The organism is Bradyrhizobium sp. 159 (assembly GCF_023073795.1).
Classification (GTDB): domain Bacteria; phylum Pseudomonadota; class Alphaproteobacteria; order Rhizobiales; family Xanthobacteraceae; genus Bradyrhizobium.
On record NZ_JADPKE010000102.1, the window covers coordinates 84,133 to 98,770 of the forward strand.

The following is a 14,638-nucleotide window of genomic DNA, read 5'->3' on the forward strand; positions in this document are numbered from 1 at the left end:
GACTCATAGACCGGCGGGAACAAATGGAAAGAGAGAATTCCGCCAAAACACGTTAGAATTGACCTAATGTGGCAACAACTCTCGTTCAGGACGCAACTGTTTCTTCCGCTCGGCGCGAGCCTTCTCGCGGCACTGATCCTCGGCGGCGTGCTGCTTCAGACCTTCGCAGGGGGCCAGCTCGTTGAGGAGAATGAGCCAGGCCGGCGTTCGACCCGGGCCATCGCCACCGCGCTCAACAACACGCTGCGCGCTTCGGACAATCCACGACGGACGCTCGATGCGTTTGTCCAATCGTTGGACACCTCCTCTGATATCCAATTCCGTTCCGTGGAAGCGGGTCCCGCGCGCTCCCCGAAGGACGACCCGCGCACGCCGCATAGCGTGCCGCAATGGTTCATCGACCTGATCACCATCCCCGAAATGGACGCGGCATCCCCGGTGACAATCGACGGCGAGCGTGTCGGCGATGTCGTCTTCGTGCCCGACCTATCCGCCGAGCTGTTCGAGAAATGGATCGGCTTCCTCGCGCTCACCGGCCTGATCGCCGGGCTAATGGCGCTTACCGGCACCATCGCCTACGTCCTGGCGGAGTCGGCGCTACGCCCCCTGCAACAGCTCGGCGAAGGACTCACGCGGATGCGACGCGGCGACTACACAAAACCGATCCCCGTGGCAGGGCCGCCGGAGATCCGGCAGAGCTGCGAGGTGGCGAACGCGCTGGCGGGCACGTTGGCGCAATTGAGCCAGGACAATCGCGACCTGTTGCATCGGCTGGTGTCGCTTCAGGACGATGAGCGGCGCGACCTCGCCCGCGAATTGCACGACGAACTCGGCCCGCTTCTGTTCGGCATCCGCGCCGGCGCGGTCGCGCTGATCGAGGCCGCGCCTGCCGTGGGAAATCTCGGCAATTCGGCGCAAGAGGTGCTGCAATCGGTCGAGGCGCTCCAGCAGGCCAACCGCCGTATTCTCGACCGGCTACGGCCGCTCTATGTTGAGGAACTGGGCCTCGCGACCAGCGTGCAGACACTGCTTCAAAACTTTCGCAAGCAGGCACCGCATATCGGTTTGACGGACACGATTGACCCCCGTCTCAACGGATTAGACGGGCCGCTGGCGCGGACCGTCTATCGGTTGATCCAGGAGGCGCTGACCAACGTGCTGCGCCATGCCAAAGCGAGCAACGCCCATGTGCAGACGACCATCACCGGCGAGACGCTCGTCATCGAGATCTCCGACGATGGCGGCGGCTTTCCCGCCGACAACGTCTTCGGCCGGGGCCTGACCGGCATGCATGAGCGCGTTCGCGCGCTCAGCGGATCGCTGTCACTGCTGCGCGCGAATGAACGAACCTATGTCCGATGCCGTCTTCCGGCTGCGCCGACCCGGGAGGCGCCGGTTTAGCTGAGCATGATCTTTTCGGAAAACCGCTACACACTTTTCCGGATCATGCCCTAGCTAGCACGCGCAGCCAACATGCGCGTTCTGTCGCGCCGGCTCGCACAGCGTGCTGCGGATCTTGCCTTCCGTGCTGAAGCGAAACGAGGCGTGAATACGCAGCGCGCCAGCGATGGAATATTCGAGATCGACGCCGTCGGACCCTGGATCGATCTCTTCCAGCCTGAAGCCCGCCAACGACAGGGTGCCAAGTCGCGGTCTCCAATAGCTTTCGAGCTCGCTTCGGCCGCGATGGCGCTGCGTTCCGTTGCAGATGCATTCAAGCTCGGCGTCGTCCGCATATAGATCGAGCAGCGCCGCGAGGTCGCCCTTGCGGCAGGCATCTACCCAGTCAATGACAATTCCCATCTGGTCGAAATCGCTCACGCTGCAATCCTGTCCTGCCGCGGACACTAGTGGCGGCTTAGAACCACACTCGTGAATGTGCGCTGAACGGTAAAGCCCGGACGATACCGGGTTCCCTCGGTTGATCTACGGATGAGTTCGGTCTTGCCGCCCCCTCGCCCACACCGCGAAGGCGATCAGCAGGGCGCCTGCGAGCGTGAACCAGGTGATCGCGTATTGCAGGTGATCGTCTTTCAGATGCACGTCGAGCGGACCGGGACGTGGAACGCTGTTCTCGGGCACCGGCTGCTCGAGGTCGACATAGAACGGCGCAACCGTCCCCCAGCCGAGCGCGCTCGCGATTGCCAGATGATCGCGCACGAACCAGAGCCGCTTCTCGCGGTTCTCCGCAGGTGTCAGCCAGCCCGGTGCTTCCGGGAACCTGAGATAGCCGGTGAGCACGACCGGCTCGCCCGTGACGAGCTTCTTCACCGCGCGATCCTCGATGGCGCGATCCTGCATCGTGTTCTCGACGAAACCGGCATCGATCACGACCATCTCGCCGCTCGGAAGCCGCGCCGGCAGGAATGCCCAGGTGCCGGGACCGGAGGCGTCCTTGCGCACGGCCGAGCCGGAGGAATAAACCATCGCATCGGGCAGCGGGACGTAGGTTGCGGAGAAGCTGACGCGGCGGAATTCATCGCGCGCGGGATTGAGCGCCGCCCATTGCGCGGGCGCCGGAAGCGCGACCGGCGCGGCCGCAAGCCGTTCAGTGAGAGCAGCGATCAGCTCGTGCTTGGCTGTCCGGCGCTGCAATTGCCAGATGCCAAGTGCGACGAACACAGCCGTCAGGAGCAGCGTGAACAGCCCAAAGCCGGCCACGCGAGGCTTGCGCACGGTCCGGTTCATTTCGCGCGGTCGATGAGTCGGCCCGGCGCCGCCTTGTGGTGGAATTGCAGCGCGATCAGCAGCGACTTCATCGCGCGCAGCGGCAAAAGCGTGGTGGCGAGAATCAGCGGCAGCCAGAGCACCGCGTGCAGCCAGAACGGCGGCTGATACTTGACCTCGACGACGAGCGCGCAGCCGACCACGATCGCGCCGGCCAGCATGATGATGAAGATCGCCGGACCGTCACCGGTATCGATGAAAGCATAGTCGAGACCGCAGCGCTCGCAGCGAGGCGCGAGTGTCAGGAAGCCCGCATAGAGCTTGCCCTCGCCGCAGCGCGGACATTTGCAGGCGAGCCCGCGCAGCGCGCTTTGCAGGACCGTGGTTTCGGACTCGGATGGGCCGGCGGTGTCGTCCATGATGGCAATCTCTATCACAATTTCCGCCAAGTCTTCAGGCGGCCGGAAAGCGAAAGGGCGGCCCTGCGGCCGCCCTTTCTGAATCATCTGCCTCGCAGCTCAGTGCGCGCCGTGAGCCATGGTCTCGGCGCCGTGTCCCCAGACATAGATGCAAAGGAACAGGAACAGCCAAACCACGTCGACGAAGTGCCAGTACCAGGCGGCGAACTCGAAGCCGAGATGCTGGGTCGGCGTGAAGTGGCCGGCATAGGCGCGGAACAGGCAGACCAGCAGGAAGATGGTGCCGACCAGCACGTGGAAGCCATGGAAGCCGGTCGCCATGAAGAAGGTCGCGCCATAGACGTTGCCGCCGAACGAGAATGCCGCGTGGCTGTACTCATAGGCCTGCACGCAGGTGAAGAGCGCACCCAGCACGACGGTGAGGATCAGGCCGTATTTCAGGCCCTGACGGTCGTTCTCGAGCAGCGCATGGTGCGCCCAGGTCACTGTGGTGCCGGAGGTGAGCAGGATCAACGTGTTCAGGAGCGGCAGATGCCAGGGATCGAAGGTCTCGATGCCCTTCGGCGGCCAGGTGCCGGGAACGGAGCAGGCGCCGGCCTGGGTGCCAAGGCCGCAGCCGAACACCGCATCACGCGTGGCATGGACGGCGTCAGCCGGGAACAGCGCGGCGTTGAAATAGGCCCAGAACCAGGCCACGAAGAACATCACCTCGGAGGCGATGAACAGGATCATGCCGTAGCGGTGATGGAGCTGCACGACGCGGGTGTGGTCGCCCTTGTACTGGGCTTCCTTGATCACGTCGCCCCACCAGCTCGCCATGGTGTAGAGCACGCCGACGGTGCCCACACCGAACACGATCGGCGCAGCCGAGAACATGTGGTGCATCCAGGCGATCGCGCCAACCGCCATAATGAAGGCCGACAGCGAACCGACGGCCGGCCAGGGAGAGGGATCGACCAGATGGTAGTCGTGATGCTTGGTGTGCGCCGTTGCCATTTTGCGGTCTCTCTCCTCAATCCCGTGCCTGTCAGGCACTTATCCCCTTGCGTCCAATCCCCCGAGCGTGCGCCCGGCGATCAGAGATTTCCCTTGCGTTTGTCGTCATCACCCGATGCCAGCGGCTTCACCACAGGATCCTTCACCGAATAGAACGTGTAGGACAGCGTGATCGTGTTCAGCCCATCGTTCTCGCGATCCTCGGCGATCGACGGATCGACATAGAACACGACCGGCATTTCCCGCTTCTCGCCGGGCGCCATGGTCTGCTCGGTGAAGCAGAAGCAGTTGATCTTCTGGAAATATGACCCGACCGTCAGCGGCGCGACGTTATAGGCGGCCTGGCCCGCGGTGGTGCGCGCGGCCTGGTTCGTCACGGTGTAGTAGACCGTCGTCACCTGACCGATATTGACCTCGATCTCGCTCTGCTCGGGCTCGAACTTCCAGGGCAGGCCCGGCGCGACGTTGGAATCGAACCGCACCGAGATTTTTCGCGCGATCGGGCCGGTGGCCGGCGCGGAGGTCGCGACTTGGGTCGTGCCGTTGAAGCCGGTGGCGCGGCAGAACCAGTTGTAGAACGGCACCGCCGCGTAGGATGCCCCCACCATCAGCGCCACCACGCCGCCGCAGATCGAGGCGACCAGCGCATCGCGGCCAAGACCACCGATGCGGCCCTTGCCCGCCGTCCGGCTCTGATCCTGCGGTATGGTCGGCTCGTGATCCATGTTTCCTACATCGGCCGCACTAGAACGGCCGGCCCCTTGACCATGGTGACGGCGAAGAACAGCACCACGAGCACGCCGAGCGCCAAAGCAATGGCAATGGAGCGCTGACGACGGCTCTTCTTCTGCGCCTCGGTGAGGACGATTCCATCTGGCTCGGATTTGTCGGCCATCCCTGCCTCATGCGCCCCATGCCATCGGAGCAAGCGCCCGGAATACAACCTGCGCCAGCAGGGTGGCGAACAGCGCAAACAGATAAAGGATGGAGAATGCAAACAGCTTGCGGGTGGCACGCAGCGACTGGCTGCGCTCGCGACGCATGTAGACATTGATGGCGAGCACCAGCATGCCGGCGCCGAGGATCAGCGAGACGATGCCGTAGACGGCGTCGAAATAGCCGAGCGCCCAGGGTGCGGCGGCGACCGCGATCAGCACGATCGTGTAGAGCAGGATCTGGAGCCGCGTCGCATCGGGACCGGCGACGTTGGGCAGCATCGGAATGCCGGCGCGCGCATAATCGTCGGAGCGGAACAACGCCAGCGCCCAGAAGTGCGGCGGCGTCCAGAAGAAGATGATGGCAAACAGCAGCAGTGGCTCGACGTCGACCGTGCCCGTCACGGCGGCCCAGGCCACCACCGGCGGCAGCGCGCCGGCGGCGCCGCCGATCACGATGTTCTGCGCGGTCCGACGCTTCAGGACCATCGTGTAGATCACGACGTAGAAGAAGATGGTGAAGGCGAGCAGCGCGCCCGCGACCCAGTTGACGAGGATGCCGAGCGTCATCACCGAGAAGAAGGCGAGCGTCATGCCGAACGCCATCGCCTCGGGGCGGGTGACGCGGCCGCGCGGGATTGGCCGGTTCGCCGTACGCGACATCTTGGCGTCGATGTCGCCCTCGAGCGCCATGTTGAGCGCGCCGGAGGCGCCCGCACCAACGGCGATGCAGAGGAGCGAGGTGATCGCCAGCACGGGGTGGAAATGCCCGGGTGCCATCGCCATCCCGACCAGCGCGGTGAAGATCACCAGCGACATCACGCGCGGCTTGAGCAGCGCGATGTAATCGCCGACCTCCGCTTCGGAGATGCGAGGATTGATGTCGACGGCATTGTGGTCGAGGACGGACACTTAATTCAGCTCGCTTCCTGATAGAGCCGCGGCGCCCGTCACGGGCGCCGCGTGCGATGGCTTACTGCACCCGAGGCAGCACTTCGAACTGGTGGAACGGCGGCGGCGAGGGCAGCGTCCACTCCAGCGTGGTTGCGCCCGCACCCCAGGGATTGTTACCGGCAGGCACCTTCTTCATGTAGGCGTCGAGGACGCAGTAGAGGAAGATCAGCACGCCGAATCCGGAGATGTAGGAGCCGAGGGACGAGATCAGGTTCCAGCCCGCGAACGCGTCGGGATAGTCGACGTAGCGGCGCGGCATCCCCGACAGGCCGAGGAAGTGCTGCGGGAAGAACACCAGGTTGACGCCGATGAAGGTCACCCAGAAGTGCAGCTTGGCCAGCCACTCATTGTACATGTAACCCGACATTTTCGGGAACCAGTAGTACCAGCCCGCAAAGATCGCGAACACGGCGCCGAGCGACAGCACGTAATGGAAGTGCGCGACGACGTAATAGGTCTCCTGGAGCACGCGGTCGACGCCCGCGTTCGCCAGCACGACGCCGGTGACGCCACCGACCGTGAACAGGAAGATGAAGCCGACCGCCCAGATCATCGGCGCGCGGAATTCGATCGACCCGCCCCACATCGTGGCGATCCAGGAGAAGATCTTCACGCCGGTCGGAACCGCAATGACCATGGTGGCGGCGACGAAATAGGCCTGCGTCGCCGAGGACATGCCGACCGTGTACATGTGGTGCGCCCACACCACGAAGCCGATGCCGCCGATCGCAACCATGGCGTAGGCCATGCCGAGATAGCCGAACACGGGCTTGCGCGAGAAGGTCGAGACGATCTGGCTGATCATACCGAAGCCGGGCAGGATCAGGATGTACACTTCGGGGTGACCGAAGAACCAGAACAGGTGCTGGAACAGCACGGGATCGCCGCCGCCCTCGGGCGCGAAGAACGTCGTATGGAAATTGCGGTCGGTGAGCAGCATGGTGATCGCACCGGCGAGCACCGGCAGCGACAACAGCAGCAGGAACACCGTCACCAGGATCGACCACACGAACAGCGGCATCTTGTGCAGGGTCATGCCCGGTGCGCGCATGTTGAAGATCGTGGTGATGAAATTGATGGCGCCGAGAATCGACGAGGCGCCCGCCAGATGCAGCGACAGGATCGCGAAATCGACGGCCGGGCCGGGGTGACCGGAGCTCGATAGCGGCGCATACATGGTCCAGCCGGCGCCGACGCCGTTGGCGCCCGGCTCGCCCTCGACGAAGGTCGACATCAGCAGCAGCGCGAAGGAGGCCGGCAGCAGCCAGAACGAGATGTTGTTCATGCGCGGGAACGCCATGTCGGGCGCGCCGATCATCAGCGGCACGAACCAATTGCCGAACCCGCCGATCATCGCGGGCATGACCATGAAGAAGATCATAATCAGGCCGTGAGAGGTCACGAAGACGTTATAGGTGTGCGTCTCGTGGAAGATCTGCACACCCGGATACATCAGCTCGGCCCGGATCGCGATCGACATCGCGGCGCCGATGACGCCGGCGACGACCGCGAAGATCAGGTACATCGTGCCGATGTCCTTGTGGTTGGTCGAATAGACGTAGCGCCGCCATCCGGTCGGATGGGCGTGCTCGTCATGATGCGCGTGATCGCTATGTGCCGCTGCGCTCGTTGCCATATTCAAATCCTGCCTTGCGTCCCATTCGGACCGTATGCGGTCCCGCCCTTCATATCGCTTTCAGTCCCTCGAGCTTCCGCCCGGCGCTTACTGCGTCGGGCCGGCCGCGGAGGCGTAGGTGCTGGTGCCGCCGCTCGCGAATTTCTTCTTTGCCGTCTCGACCCAGGAGGCGAACTCCTGGTCGTCGACCACGCGGATCGCGATCGGCATGAAGGCGTGATCCTTGCCGCACAGCTCCGAGCACTGGCCGTAGAACGTGCCGGTCTTTGCCGCCTTGAACCAGGTCTCGTTCAGCCGGCCTGGAATGGCGTCGATCTTGACGCCGAAAGCCGGCAGCGCGAAGGCGTGGATGACGTCCGCGCCGGTGACCTGGACCCGAACCACCTTGTTGACGGGCACCACCATCTCGTTGTCCACGCCGAGCAAGCGGGGCTGCTTGTCCTGGGCCATCAACGAGTCGAACTCGAACTTGCCGTTATCAGGATAGGCATACGACCAGTACCACTGCTTGCCGGTCGCCTTGATCGTCAGGTCCGCCTTCGGCACGTCGAGCTCGAGGAACAGCAGCCGGAACGACGGCACCGAGATGCCGACCAGGATCAGCACCGGAACGAGCGTCCAGGCCACCTCGATCAGCGTGTTGTGGGTGGTCCGCGACGGCACCGGGTTGGCCCTCGCGTTGAACTTGACGACCACCACCACGAGCAGCGCCAGGACGAACAGCGTGATCAGGGTGATCAGCACGAACAGGAAGTTGTGGAACCAAACGATGTTGTCCATCACCGGCGAGCCGGATTGCTGGAGCGTCCACTCCCACGGTGCCGGTTGCCCGAGCTCGGCGAATGCCACACCGCCCGTCGCCAGCGTCAGACCCGCCACGGCCAATCCCAGCAACTGCCGGCCCATCCGGCCCATCGACATCCTCATGCCGTTCGCGCTCCCCTTACGAAATCACCCCACGTGCATTTCCCTATTTCCAGGAAACGCTTATTCCATCCGCCCGTCTGACAAACCGCCGCGCAAGAATACCTCTAAGAGGAATTGGGGCCAGATCGCTAGAACGCCGAAATCAAGCCTCTCAAACCATAATTCTTGATCTATCGCAATGCAGTCTTGGGCCTCAGCTGCCAGGCATCACCCGCAAGATATTTCCTAGTAACATCAGACAAAAATACCGTTTCCCGGCATGGTGCGGCTTGACAGCGAGATTGCCCGCGGTAGGCACTGACAGACGGCCGCGCAGGAACCTGATTCGTGCGGGCGATGGTGGCGCGCGGCGGCGCGATATTTGCTTGGGAATTGCCTTCAAGACGCCGTCATTCCCGTATCAGTCCGCCAGGTGCGAGCGAACCAGGCGAGCAGAGGGACCGACCCGATGGGGCTTTCGAGAAGCATGGCAAGGCAGGCTGGCGGGCCCACGATGCTGGCCACCCTGCTGGTGGCGCTCGCCGTCCTGGCGCTGCCTGGCCTGGCCCATGCGCAGGGCGCGGTGCGCTCCGTCCATGGCGACTGGCAGATCCGCTGCGACACCCCGCCCGGTGCCCAGACCGAGCAATGCGCCCTGATCCAGAGCGTGGTGGCGGAAGACCGCTCCAATGCCGGCCTGACCGTGATCGTGCTCAAGACCGCCGACCAGAAGAGCCGCCTGATGCGGGTGGTCGCTCCGCTCGGCGTGCTCTTGCCTTCCGGCCTCGGCCTCAAGCTCGACAACCAGGACGTCGGCCGCGCCGGTTTTGTCAGATGCCTGCCCAATGGCTGCGTGGCGGAGGTGGTGATGGACGACAAGCTGCTGGGTCAGCTCCGCGGCGCCAAGACCGCCACCTTCATCATCTTCGAGACCCCGGAAGAGGGCATCGGTTTCCCGCTCAGCCTGAATGGGCTGGGTGAGGGATACGACAAGCTGCCGTAGGGTGTGAGATCGAGGGCGATCCTATTGTTTCCGTAATGTGAGGCTTCGTGCCCTCGCGGAACCGTTCCGAAATCATTATCTTGCCCCACACCTCCCGATAATGGACGGACGCATGACCAACCCTGCCACAACCTCCCTGCTCGACCGCGCCAATCTCGACCGCGACCAGGTTCGCAACGAGGTTGCGCGCGGGCTGGCCGGTGCCGACGACGGCGAATTGTTCCTGGAATACAGCCAGACCGAAGCGCTGATGTTCGACAATGGGCGGCTGAAGCAGGCGACCTATGACACCTCGCAAGGCTTTGGCCTGCGCGCCGTCAAGGACGACGCGGTCGGCTATGCGCATTCCTCCGACGTGTCGCTGCCGGCGCTGATTCGCGCCGCGGATGCGGTCGCGGCCGTGCGCGGCGGCTATTCCGGCAGTTTTGCGGCTCCGCCCCCGCACACCAATGTGCGGCTCTATGGCGACGACAATCCGCTGGATGCTCCGGGCTTCGAGACCAAGGTCAAGCTGCTCGCCGAGATCGATGCCTACTTGCGCGACAAGGATCCGCGGGTGCGGCAGGTCAGCGTCAGCCTGGGCGCGACCTGGCAGGTGGTCGAGATCCTGCGCCCCGATGGCGAGAGCTATCGCGATGTCCGCCCGCTCGTGCGCGTCAACATCTCCGTCGTCGCCGGCCAGGGCGATCGTCAGGAGAGCGGCAGCAAGGGCTATGGCGGCCGCGCCGGCTATGGCGAATTCATCGAGAGCAGGTCCTGGCGCGAAGCCGCCGAGGGCGCGCTGCGCGAGGCGCTGGTCAATCTGGAATCGATTCCGGCTCCCGCCGGCGAGATGGATGTGGTGCTGGGCGCCGGCTGGCCCGGCGTGATGCTGCATGAAGCGGTCGGCCACGGCCTCGAGGGCGACTTCAACCGCAAGAAGACCTCGGCCTTTGCCGGCCTGATGGGCCAGCAGGTCGCGGCCAAGGGCGTCACCGTGGTCGACGACGGCACCATCGCCTCGCGCCGCGGCTCGCTCTCCATTGACGACGAGGGCACGCCGACCAATCGCACCGTGCTGATCGAGGACGGCATCCTGGTCGGCTACATGCAGGACCGCCAGAACGCGCGCCTGATGAACATGAAGCCGACCGGCAACGGCCGCCGCCAGGGCTACGCCCATGTGCCGATGCCGCGCATGACCAACACTTACATGCTCGCGGGCGACCGCGATCCCGCCGAGATCCTCGCCTCCGTGAAGAACGGCGTGTTCGCCGCGAATTTCGGCGGTGGCCAGGTCGACATCACCTCGGGCAAATACGTGTTCCAGTGCACCGAGGCCTATAAGATCGAAAACGGCAAGCTGGGGGCGCCCCTGAAGGGCGCCATGCTGATCGGCAACGGGCCGACCGACCTGCACCGCATCCGCATGATCGGCAACGACCTCGCGCTCGACACCGGCATCGGTACTTGCGGCAAGAACGGCCAGGGCGTGCCTGTTGGGGTCGGCCAGCCGTCGCTTCTGATGGAACGCATCACGGTGGGTGGAACGGGCGCATGAGCGTTGAAGAAAAGGTCACTGTCACCACCAAGCGGAAGAGCAGTGGCTGGGGCGGACAGCTGATGCAACTCGCCGGCATCGTCGCCGCCGTGTTCATTGCCAAGGGCGCGCTCGCCGAACCGTTCTACGTGCCGTCGGGCTCGATGGAGCCGACGCTGCTGATCGGCGATGCGCTGCTCGCCTCGAAATTTCCCTATGGCTACGGCACCTCGTCGCTGCCGATTCAGATCAACCTGCCGGAGACTGGCCGCGTGTTCGCGGAGACGCCGAAACTCGGCGACGTCGTCGTGTTCCGCTGGCCAGGTGATCGCTCGCAGGCCTGGGTCAAACGCGTCGTCGGCTTGCCTGGCGACCGCATCCAGATGCGGCAGGGGCAGCTCTTCATCAACGACCGTCCCGCCGAGCTGAAGCCCGATGGCGTTGGCGCTGCCGAGGACGACAAGGGCGGCAGCGAGCCAGCCTACCGCTATGTCGAGACGTTGCCGAACGGCGTGTCGCACCTGATCTTCAAGATGCGCGACAACGGCCCCCTCGACAACACGCCTGAGGTGACGGTGCCAGCAGGCCATCTGTTCGTGCTCGGCGACAACCGTGACAATTCCGCCGACAGCCGCGTACCTTTGCGCTCCGGCGGCGTCGGCCTGTTGCCGATCGACAACCTGGTCGGCCGCGCGGACGCGGTGCTCGGCTCCTGGGATCTCGGCATCCGCGGCCAGCCGGTGTGGACCTGGCTCTCCGGCTTCAGGCTCGCACGGTTCTTCACCGCTGTGCATTGAGTAGAGTGTAGATCGTAGGGTGGGCAAAGTGCCCACCGCTTCTATCGTAAGTGATGGTGGTCACGACGCGCGAAGGAGCGCGCGCCTTTGACCACCCTACGATTCCTACGGTTTGCCATGAGCAAAGAAGAATTCCTCGCTCTCGCTCTGCAAAACCATGTCAACGCCGCGATCGTCGATGAACTCGGCCGACTCGCGCTGCCGGATGCGTGGCTGGTCGCAGGCTGCCTAGTGCAATCGGTGTGGAACGCGGTCACGAGCCGCCCGATCGATCACGGTATCGCCGATTACGACGTGTTCTATTTCGATTCCGATACCTCCTGGGAGGCGGAGGATGCGGTGATCCGCACGCTGCATGCGCGGCTCGCGCATCTCGCCGCCAAGGTCGAGGTTCGTAACCAGGCGCGCGTGCATCTGTGGTACCCCGACAAGCACGGTCTGCCCTATCCACCGCTGACATGCTCGACCGACGGCATCGACCGCTTCCTGACGCAGAACACGCAAATCGGAGTGAGACGCGCGGGCGACGGTTTCGATGTCTATGCGCCGCACGGGTTCGACGACGTCGCGAGGCTGATCGTACGGCCCAATCGGGCGCTGAGTTTTTCCGCCGCCAATTACGAGGCAAAATCCGCGCGATGGAAGGCGCTGTGGCCGGAGCTTACCGTGATTGCGGCGGGCGCGTAACCTCTCGTGTCCGGACAAGACACATCGCCAGCGATGTGTCTTGTCCGGGACACAGGCTTATCTCACAACGCCGGACGTGAACCCGGCCTTCCGCCGCGGCGGCTTGATTTCCTTCTTCAGGAAACAGCGCGCCTCGCGCCCGGTGTAGCCGGGACGGGCATAGGTGAAGGCGCGGCATTTGTTGTCGGCGGTGCAGGCGGCCTTGCAGGTCTCCTCGCCCTCGCCGACCTTGAGCTCGAAATTGCGCAGGTCGCCGCCCGGGCGATCGATCGACGTTTCCACACCCTCGATGCGCGGCTCGATCACGCCAGCGCCGCGCACCCCGGAGATGCAGCAATTGCCCGGCACCCGCGTCGGCACCGTATTCTTGAGCCAGCACACCGCCGAGCCGCCTTCGACGTCGGGATAGTTGAAACTCCAGGAGCGGCAACGGCGGTCACGCTCGCACAGCAGCGCGCAATCCTCAGGGTCGCCCGAAGTGACCGGCGTGTTGAAATAGTCGCCGCCTGGGCGGTCGAACGCCGTCTGCGCCGGCGCCGGCGCGCTCGCAAACAGGAGCGAAAGCAGCGCGACGCAAGCCAAGACGCGGGCCATAACGACCCCAGGCAGGCGGCCCTTTCCCATCGGAACAGCTTTCGAGTTATTGACGATGCACAGGTTTTTCCAGCCGATCATTTGATCGCCGCAAACCTGTACGGGCGATGAACGGCTCAATTGCCTGCTATTAGCCTAATCTAGAAAGCGTATTCCGCGTAGGCAGGTTCCACCGAGCCCTTCCAGGGACCATTAAACTTGTCCAGCATCTCCTCAGCCGGCGTCCGGCCGAACTCGATGATGCGATCGAGCGGCTCCAAATGCCTCGTCTCATCGCGGCCGAGCTGGTCGAGCCGGCCACGCCGGCGCAGGCCGGCATGTGCGAGAACCAGGCACTCCTTGGCGACCTCGAAGAGATAACGATCCCTGATCCGCGACTTGAAGCCGAAGCGCGGCACGTCGTCGCGCAAGGCCTGACGTTCAGGCGCGCTCCAGTGCTTCACGATTTCCCAAGCGGCGTCGAGCGAGACATCGTCGTAGAGCAGCCCGACCCAGAACGCCGGCAGCGCCGGCAACCGGCCCCACGGACCACCGTCGGAGCCGCGCATCTCGAGATAGCGCTTGAGCCGGACTTCCGGGAAGATCGTCGAGAGGTGATTGGCCCAGTCCGACAGCGTCGGTCGCTCGCCCGGAAGATTGTTGTTGCGGCCGTCGAAGAAGGCACGGAACGAGGAGCCCGATACGTCGATGTACTGCTCGCCGCGCTTGACGAAATACATGGGCACGTCGAGCGCGTAGTCGACATAGCGCTCGAAGCCCATGCCGTCCTCGAACGCCCACGGCATCATGCCCGAACGCGCGTTGTCGGTGTCGCGCCAGATCTCGGAGCGGAAGGAGAGAAAGCCGTTCGGCTTGCCTTCGGTAAACGGCGAATTGGCGAACAGCGCGGTCGCGACCGGTTGAAGCGCGAGCGAGACGCGCAGCTTCTTGACCATGTCGGCTTCCGAGGAGAAGTCGAGATTGGTCTGCACGGTGCAAGTCCGGTACATCATGTCGAGGCCATATTGACCGACCTTCGGCATGTAATTGGTCATGATCTTGTAGCGGCCCTTGGGCATCACCGGGATGTCCGCGCGCGACCAGGACGGCGTCATGCCGAGCCCGAGGAAGCCGATGCCGAGCGGGGTTGCGATCTCGCGCACTTGCGCCAGATGCGCCATCAGCTCGCTCTGGGTCTGGTGCACGTTCTCGACCGGCGCGCCGGAGAGCTCGAACTGTCCGCCGGGCTCGAGGGAGATGGCACCGCCGCCGGTGACGTCGTAGAGGCCGATGATATTGCCCTGCTCCATGATCGGCTCCCAGCCGAGCAGGAGCTTCATGCCCTCGAGCAGCGCGCCGATGCCGCGCGCCCCCTCGTAAGGCACCGGTCGGTGGCCTTCGAGCGTGAACGGCGTCTTCTCGTGCTCGGTCCCCATGCGGAATTCGGACGGATCCTTGCAGCCGGCCTCGAACCACGCGACGAGCTCGTCGCGCGATTGCAGTGGCGTCATGTCGATCTGGTCTCGCGCCATATCAAACTCTAATC

The 14,638-nt window shown here is 64.2% G+C and carries 16 protein-coding genes; 5 read left to right on the forward strand and 11 right to left on the reverse strand.

Annotated elements, in window-relative coordinates; genetic code table 11:
• The first annotated feature begins 66 nt into the window (after positions 1 to 66).
• On the forward strand, positions 67 to 1,401 hold the full coding sequence (locus IVA96_RS32725; RefSeq protein WP_247421701.1) for a histidine kinase: 1,335 nt from the start codon (positions 67 to 69) through the stop codon (positions 1,399 to 1,401).
• Between the two features lie 54 nt (positions 1,402 to 1,455).
• On the opposite strand, the gene IVA96_RS32730 is transcribed toward IVA96_RS32725, so the two are convergent.
• From IVA96_RS32730 to coxB, 9 genes are all read right to left on the reverse strand, one after another.
• Positions 1,456 to 1,821 (reverse strand): nuclear transport factor 2 family protein, encoded by a 366-nt coding sequence (locus tag IVA96_RS32730; protein ID WP_247281757.1) that lies wholly within the window; start codon positions 1,819 to 1,821, stop codon positions 1,456 to 1,458.
• A 105-nt stretch (positions 1,822 to 1,926) separates the two neighbouring features.
• Complete coding sequence (locus IVA96_RS32735; protein ID WP_247421704.1) at positions 1,927 to 2,688, reverse strand: SURF1 family cytochrome oxidase biogenesis protein; 762 nt, start codon at positions 2,686 to 2,688, stop codon at positions 1,927 to 1,929.
• Positions 2,685 to 3,086 (reverse strand): DUF983 domain-containing protein, encoded by a 402-nt coding sequence (locus tag IVA96_RS32740; RefSeq protein WP_247281759.1) that lies wholly within the window; start codon positions 3,084 to 3,086, stop codon positions 2,685 to 2,687. Before IVA96_RS32740 ends, IVA96_RS32735 begins: the two co-directional genes overlap by 4 nt.
• 99 nt (positions 3,087 to 3,185) lie before the next feature.
• The gene (locus tag IVA96_RS32745) at positions 3,186 to 4,082 is read right to left on the reverse strand and encodes a cytochrome c oxidase subunit 3 (RefSeq protein WP_247281760.1); all 897 of its coding nucleotides are present in this window, start codon (positions 4,080 to 4,082) and stop codon (positions 3,186 to 3,188) included.
• A gap of 80 nt (positions 4,083 to 4,162) precedes the next feature.
• The gene (locus IVA96_RS32750; RefSeq protein WP_247281761.1) at positions 4,163 to 4,807 is read right to left on the reverse strand and encodes a cytochrome c oxidase assembly protein; all 645 of its coding nucleotides are present in this window, start codon (positions 4,805 to 4,807) and stop codon (positions 4,163 to 4,165) included.
• 5 nt (positions 4,808 to 4,812) lie between these two features.
• Entirely contained in the window at positions 4,813 to 4,977 is a 165-nt protein-coding gene (locus tag IVA96_RS32755) for a CoxF protein (RefSeq protein WP_247281762.1), read from the reverse strand.
• Between the two features lie 7 nt (positions 4,978 to 4,984).
• A complete protein-coding gene (locus IVA96_RS32760) occupies positions 4,985 to 5,929 on the reverse strand; it encodes a heme o synthase (RefSeq protein WP_247421707.1) in 945 nt (314 codons plus the stop codon).
• 61 nt (positions 5,930 to 5,990) lie between these two features.
• Positions 5,991 to 7,607 (reverse strand): cytochrome c oxidase subunit I, encoded by a 1,617-nt coding sequence (gene ctaD, locus IVA96_RS32765; protein WP_247281764.1) that lies wholly within the window; start codon positions 7,605 to 7,607, stop codon positions 5,991 to 5,993.
• Between the two features lie 87 nt (positions 7,608 to 7,694).
• Positions 7,695 to 8,534, reverse strand: coding sequence for a cytochrome c oxidase subunit II (gene coxB, locus IVA96_RS32770; protein ID WP_247281765.1), 840 nt, complete (start codon positions 8,532 to 8,534; stop codon positions 7,695 to 7,697).
• A 448-nt stretch (positions 8,535 to 8,982) separates the two neighbouring features.
• Between coxB and IVA96_RS32775 the strand changes: the two genes are divergently transcribed.
• The 4 genes from IVA96_RS32775 (at position 8,983) to IVA96_RS32790 (ending at position 12,519) form a co-directional block, all read left to right on the forward strand.
• Positions 8,983 to 9,516, forward strand: coding sequence for an invasion associated locus B family protein (locus tag IVA96_RS32775; RefSeq protein ID WP_247281766.1), 534 nt, complete (start codon positions 8,983 to 8,985; stop codon positions 9,514 to 9,516).
• Positions 9,517 to 9,628: 112 nt separating this feature from the next.
• On the forward strand, positions 9,629 to 11,056 hold the full coding sequence (gene tldD, locus IVA96_RS32780; RefSeq protein ID WP_247281767.1) for a metalloprotease TldD: 1,428 nt from the start codon (positions 9,629 to 9,631) through the stop codon (positions 11,054 to 11,056).
• Positions 11,053 to 11,832 (forward strand): signal peptidase I, encoded by a 780-nt coding sequence (lepB, locus tag IVA96_RS32785; RefSeq protein WP_247281768.1) that lies wholly within the window; start codon positions 11,053 to 11,055, stop codon positions 11,830 to 11,832. The genes tldD and lepB overlap by 4 nt, the downstream gene beginning before the upstream one ends.
• A gap of 117 nt (positions 11,833 to 11,949) precedes the next feature.
• The gene (locus IVA96_RS32790; RefSeq protein WP_247421708.1) at positions 11,950 to 12,519 is read left to right on the forward strand and encodes a nucleotidyltransferase family protein; all 570 of its coding nucleotides are present in this window, start codon (positions 11,950 to 11,952) and stop codon (positions 12,517 to 12,519) included.
• Positions 12,520 to 12,576: 57 nt separating this feature from the next.
• Here IVA96_RS32790 and IVA96_RS32795 read toward each other — a convergent pair whose 3' ends face one another.
• Positions 12,577 to 13,143: a PAN domain-containing protein gene (locus IVA96_RS32795; protein WP_247282045.1), complete on the reverse strand. Its 567-nt coding sequence runs from the start codon at positions 13,141 to 13,143 to the stop codon at positions 12,577 to 12,579.
• A 110-nt stretch (positions 13,144 to 13,253) separates the two neighbouring features.
• A complete protein-coding gene (locus tag IVA96_RS32800; RefSeq protein WP_247281770.1) occupies positions 13,254 to 14,624 on the reverse strand; it encodes a glutamate--cysteine ligase in 1,371 nt (456 codons plus the stop codon).
• Positions 14,625 to 14,638: the final 14 nt, after the last annotated feature.

Excerpts from the sequence above, each read along its gene's own strand:
- IVA96_RS32745 (WP_247281760.1), bottom strand. The coding sequence starts at position 4,082 with ATGGCAACGGCGCACACCAAGCATCACGACTACCATCTGGTCGATCCC.
- IVA96_RS32800 (WP_247281770.1), bottom strand. The coding sequence starts at position 14,624 with ATGGCGCGAGACCAGATCGACATGACGCCACTGCAATCGCGCGACGAG.
- IVA96_RS32740 (WP_247281759.1), bottom strand. The coding sequence starts at position 3,086 with ATGGACGACACCGCCGGCCCATCCGAGTCCGAAACCACGGTCCTGCAA.
- tldD (WP_247281767.1), top strand. The coding sequence starts at position 9,629 with ATGACCAACCCTGCCACAACCTCCCTGCTCGACCGCGCCAATCTCGAC.
- IVA96_RS32795 (WP_247282045.1), bottom strand. The coding sequence starts at position 13,143 with ATGGGAAAGGGCCGCCTGCCTGGGGTCGTTATGGCCCGCGTCTTGGCT.
- IVA96_RS32790 (WP_247421708.1), top strand. The coding sequence starts at position 11,950 with ATGAGCAAAGAAGAATTCCTCGCTCTCGCTCTGCAAAACCATGTCAAC.
- lepB (WP_247281768.1), top strand. The coding sequence starts at position 11,053 with ATGAGCGTTGAAGAAAAGGTCACTGTCACCACCAAGCGGAAGAGCAGT.
- coxB (WP_247281765.1), bottom strand. The coding sequence starts at position 8,534 with ATGAGGATGTCGATGGGCCGGATGGGCCGGCAGTTGCTGGGATTGGCC.
- IVA96_RS32755 (WP_247281762.1), bottom strand. The coding sequence starts at position 4,977 with ATGGCCGACAAATCCGAGCCAGATGGAATCGTCCTCACCGAGGCGCAG.
- IVA96_RS32775 (WP_247281766.1), top strand. The coding sequence starts at position 8,983 with ATGGGGCTTTCGAGAAGCATGGCAAGGCAGGCTGGCGGGCCCACGATG.
- IVA96_RS32725 (WP_247421701.1), top strand. The coding sequence starts at position 67 with ATGTGGCAACAACTCTCGTTCAGGACGCAACTGTTTCTTCCGCTCGGC.
- IVA96_RS32750 (WP_247281761.1), bottom strand. The coding sequence starts at position 4,807 with ATGGATCACGAGCCGACCATACCGCAGGATCAGAGCCGGACGGCGGGC.
- IVA96_RS32735 (WP_247421704.1), bottom strand. The coding sequence starts at position 2,688 with ATGAACCGGACCGTGCGCAAGCCTCGCGTGGCCGGCTTTGGGCTGTTC.
- ctaD (WP_247281764.1), bottom strand. The coding sequence starts at position 7,607 with ATGGCAACGAGCGCAGCGGCACATAGCGATCACGCGCATCATGACGAG.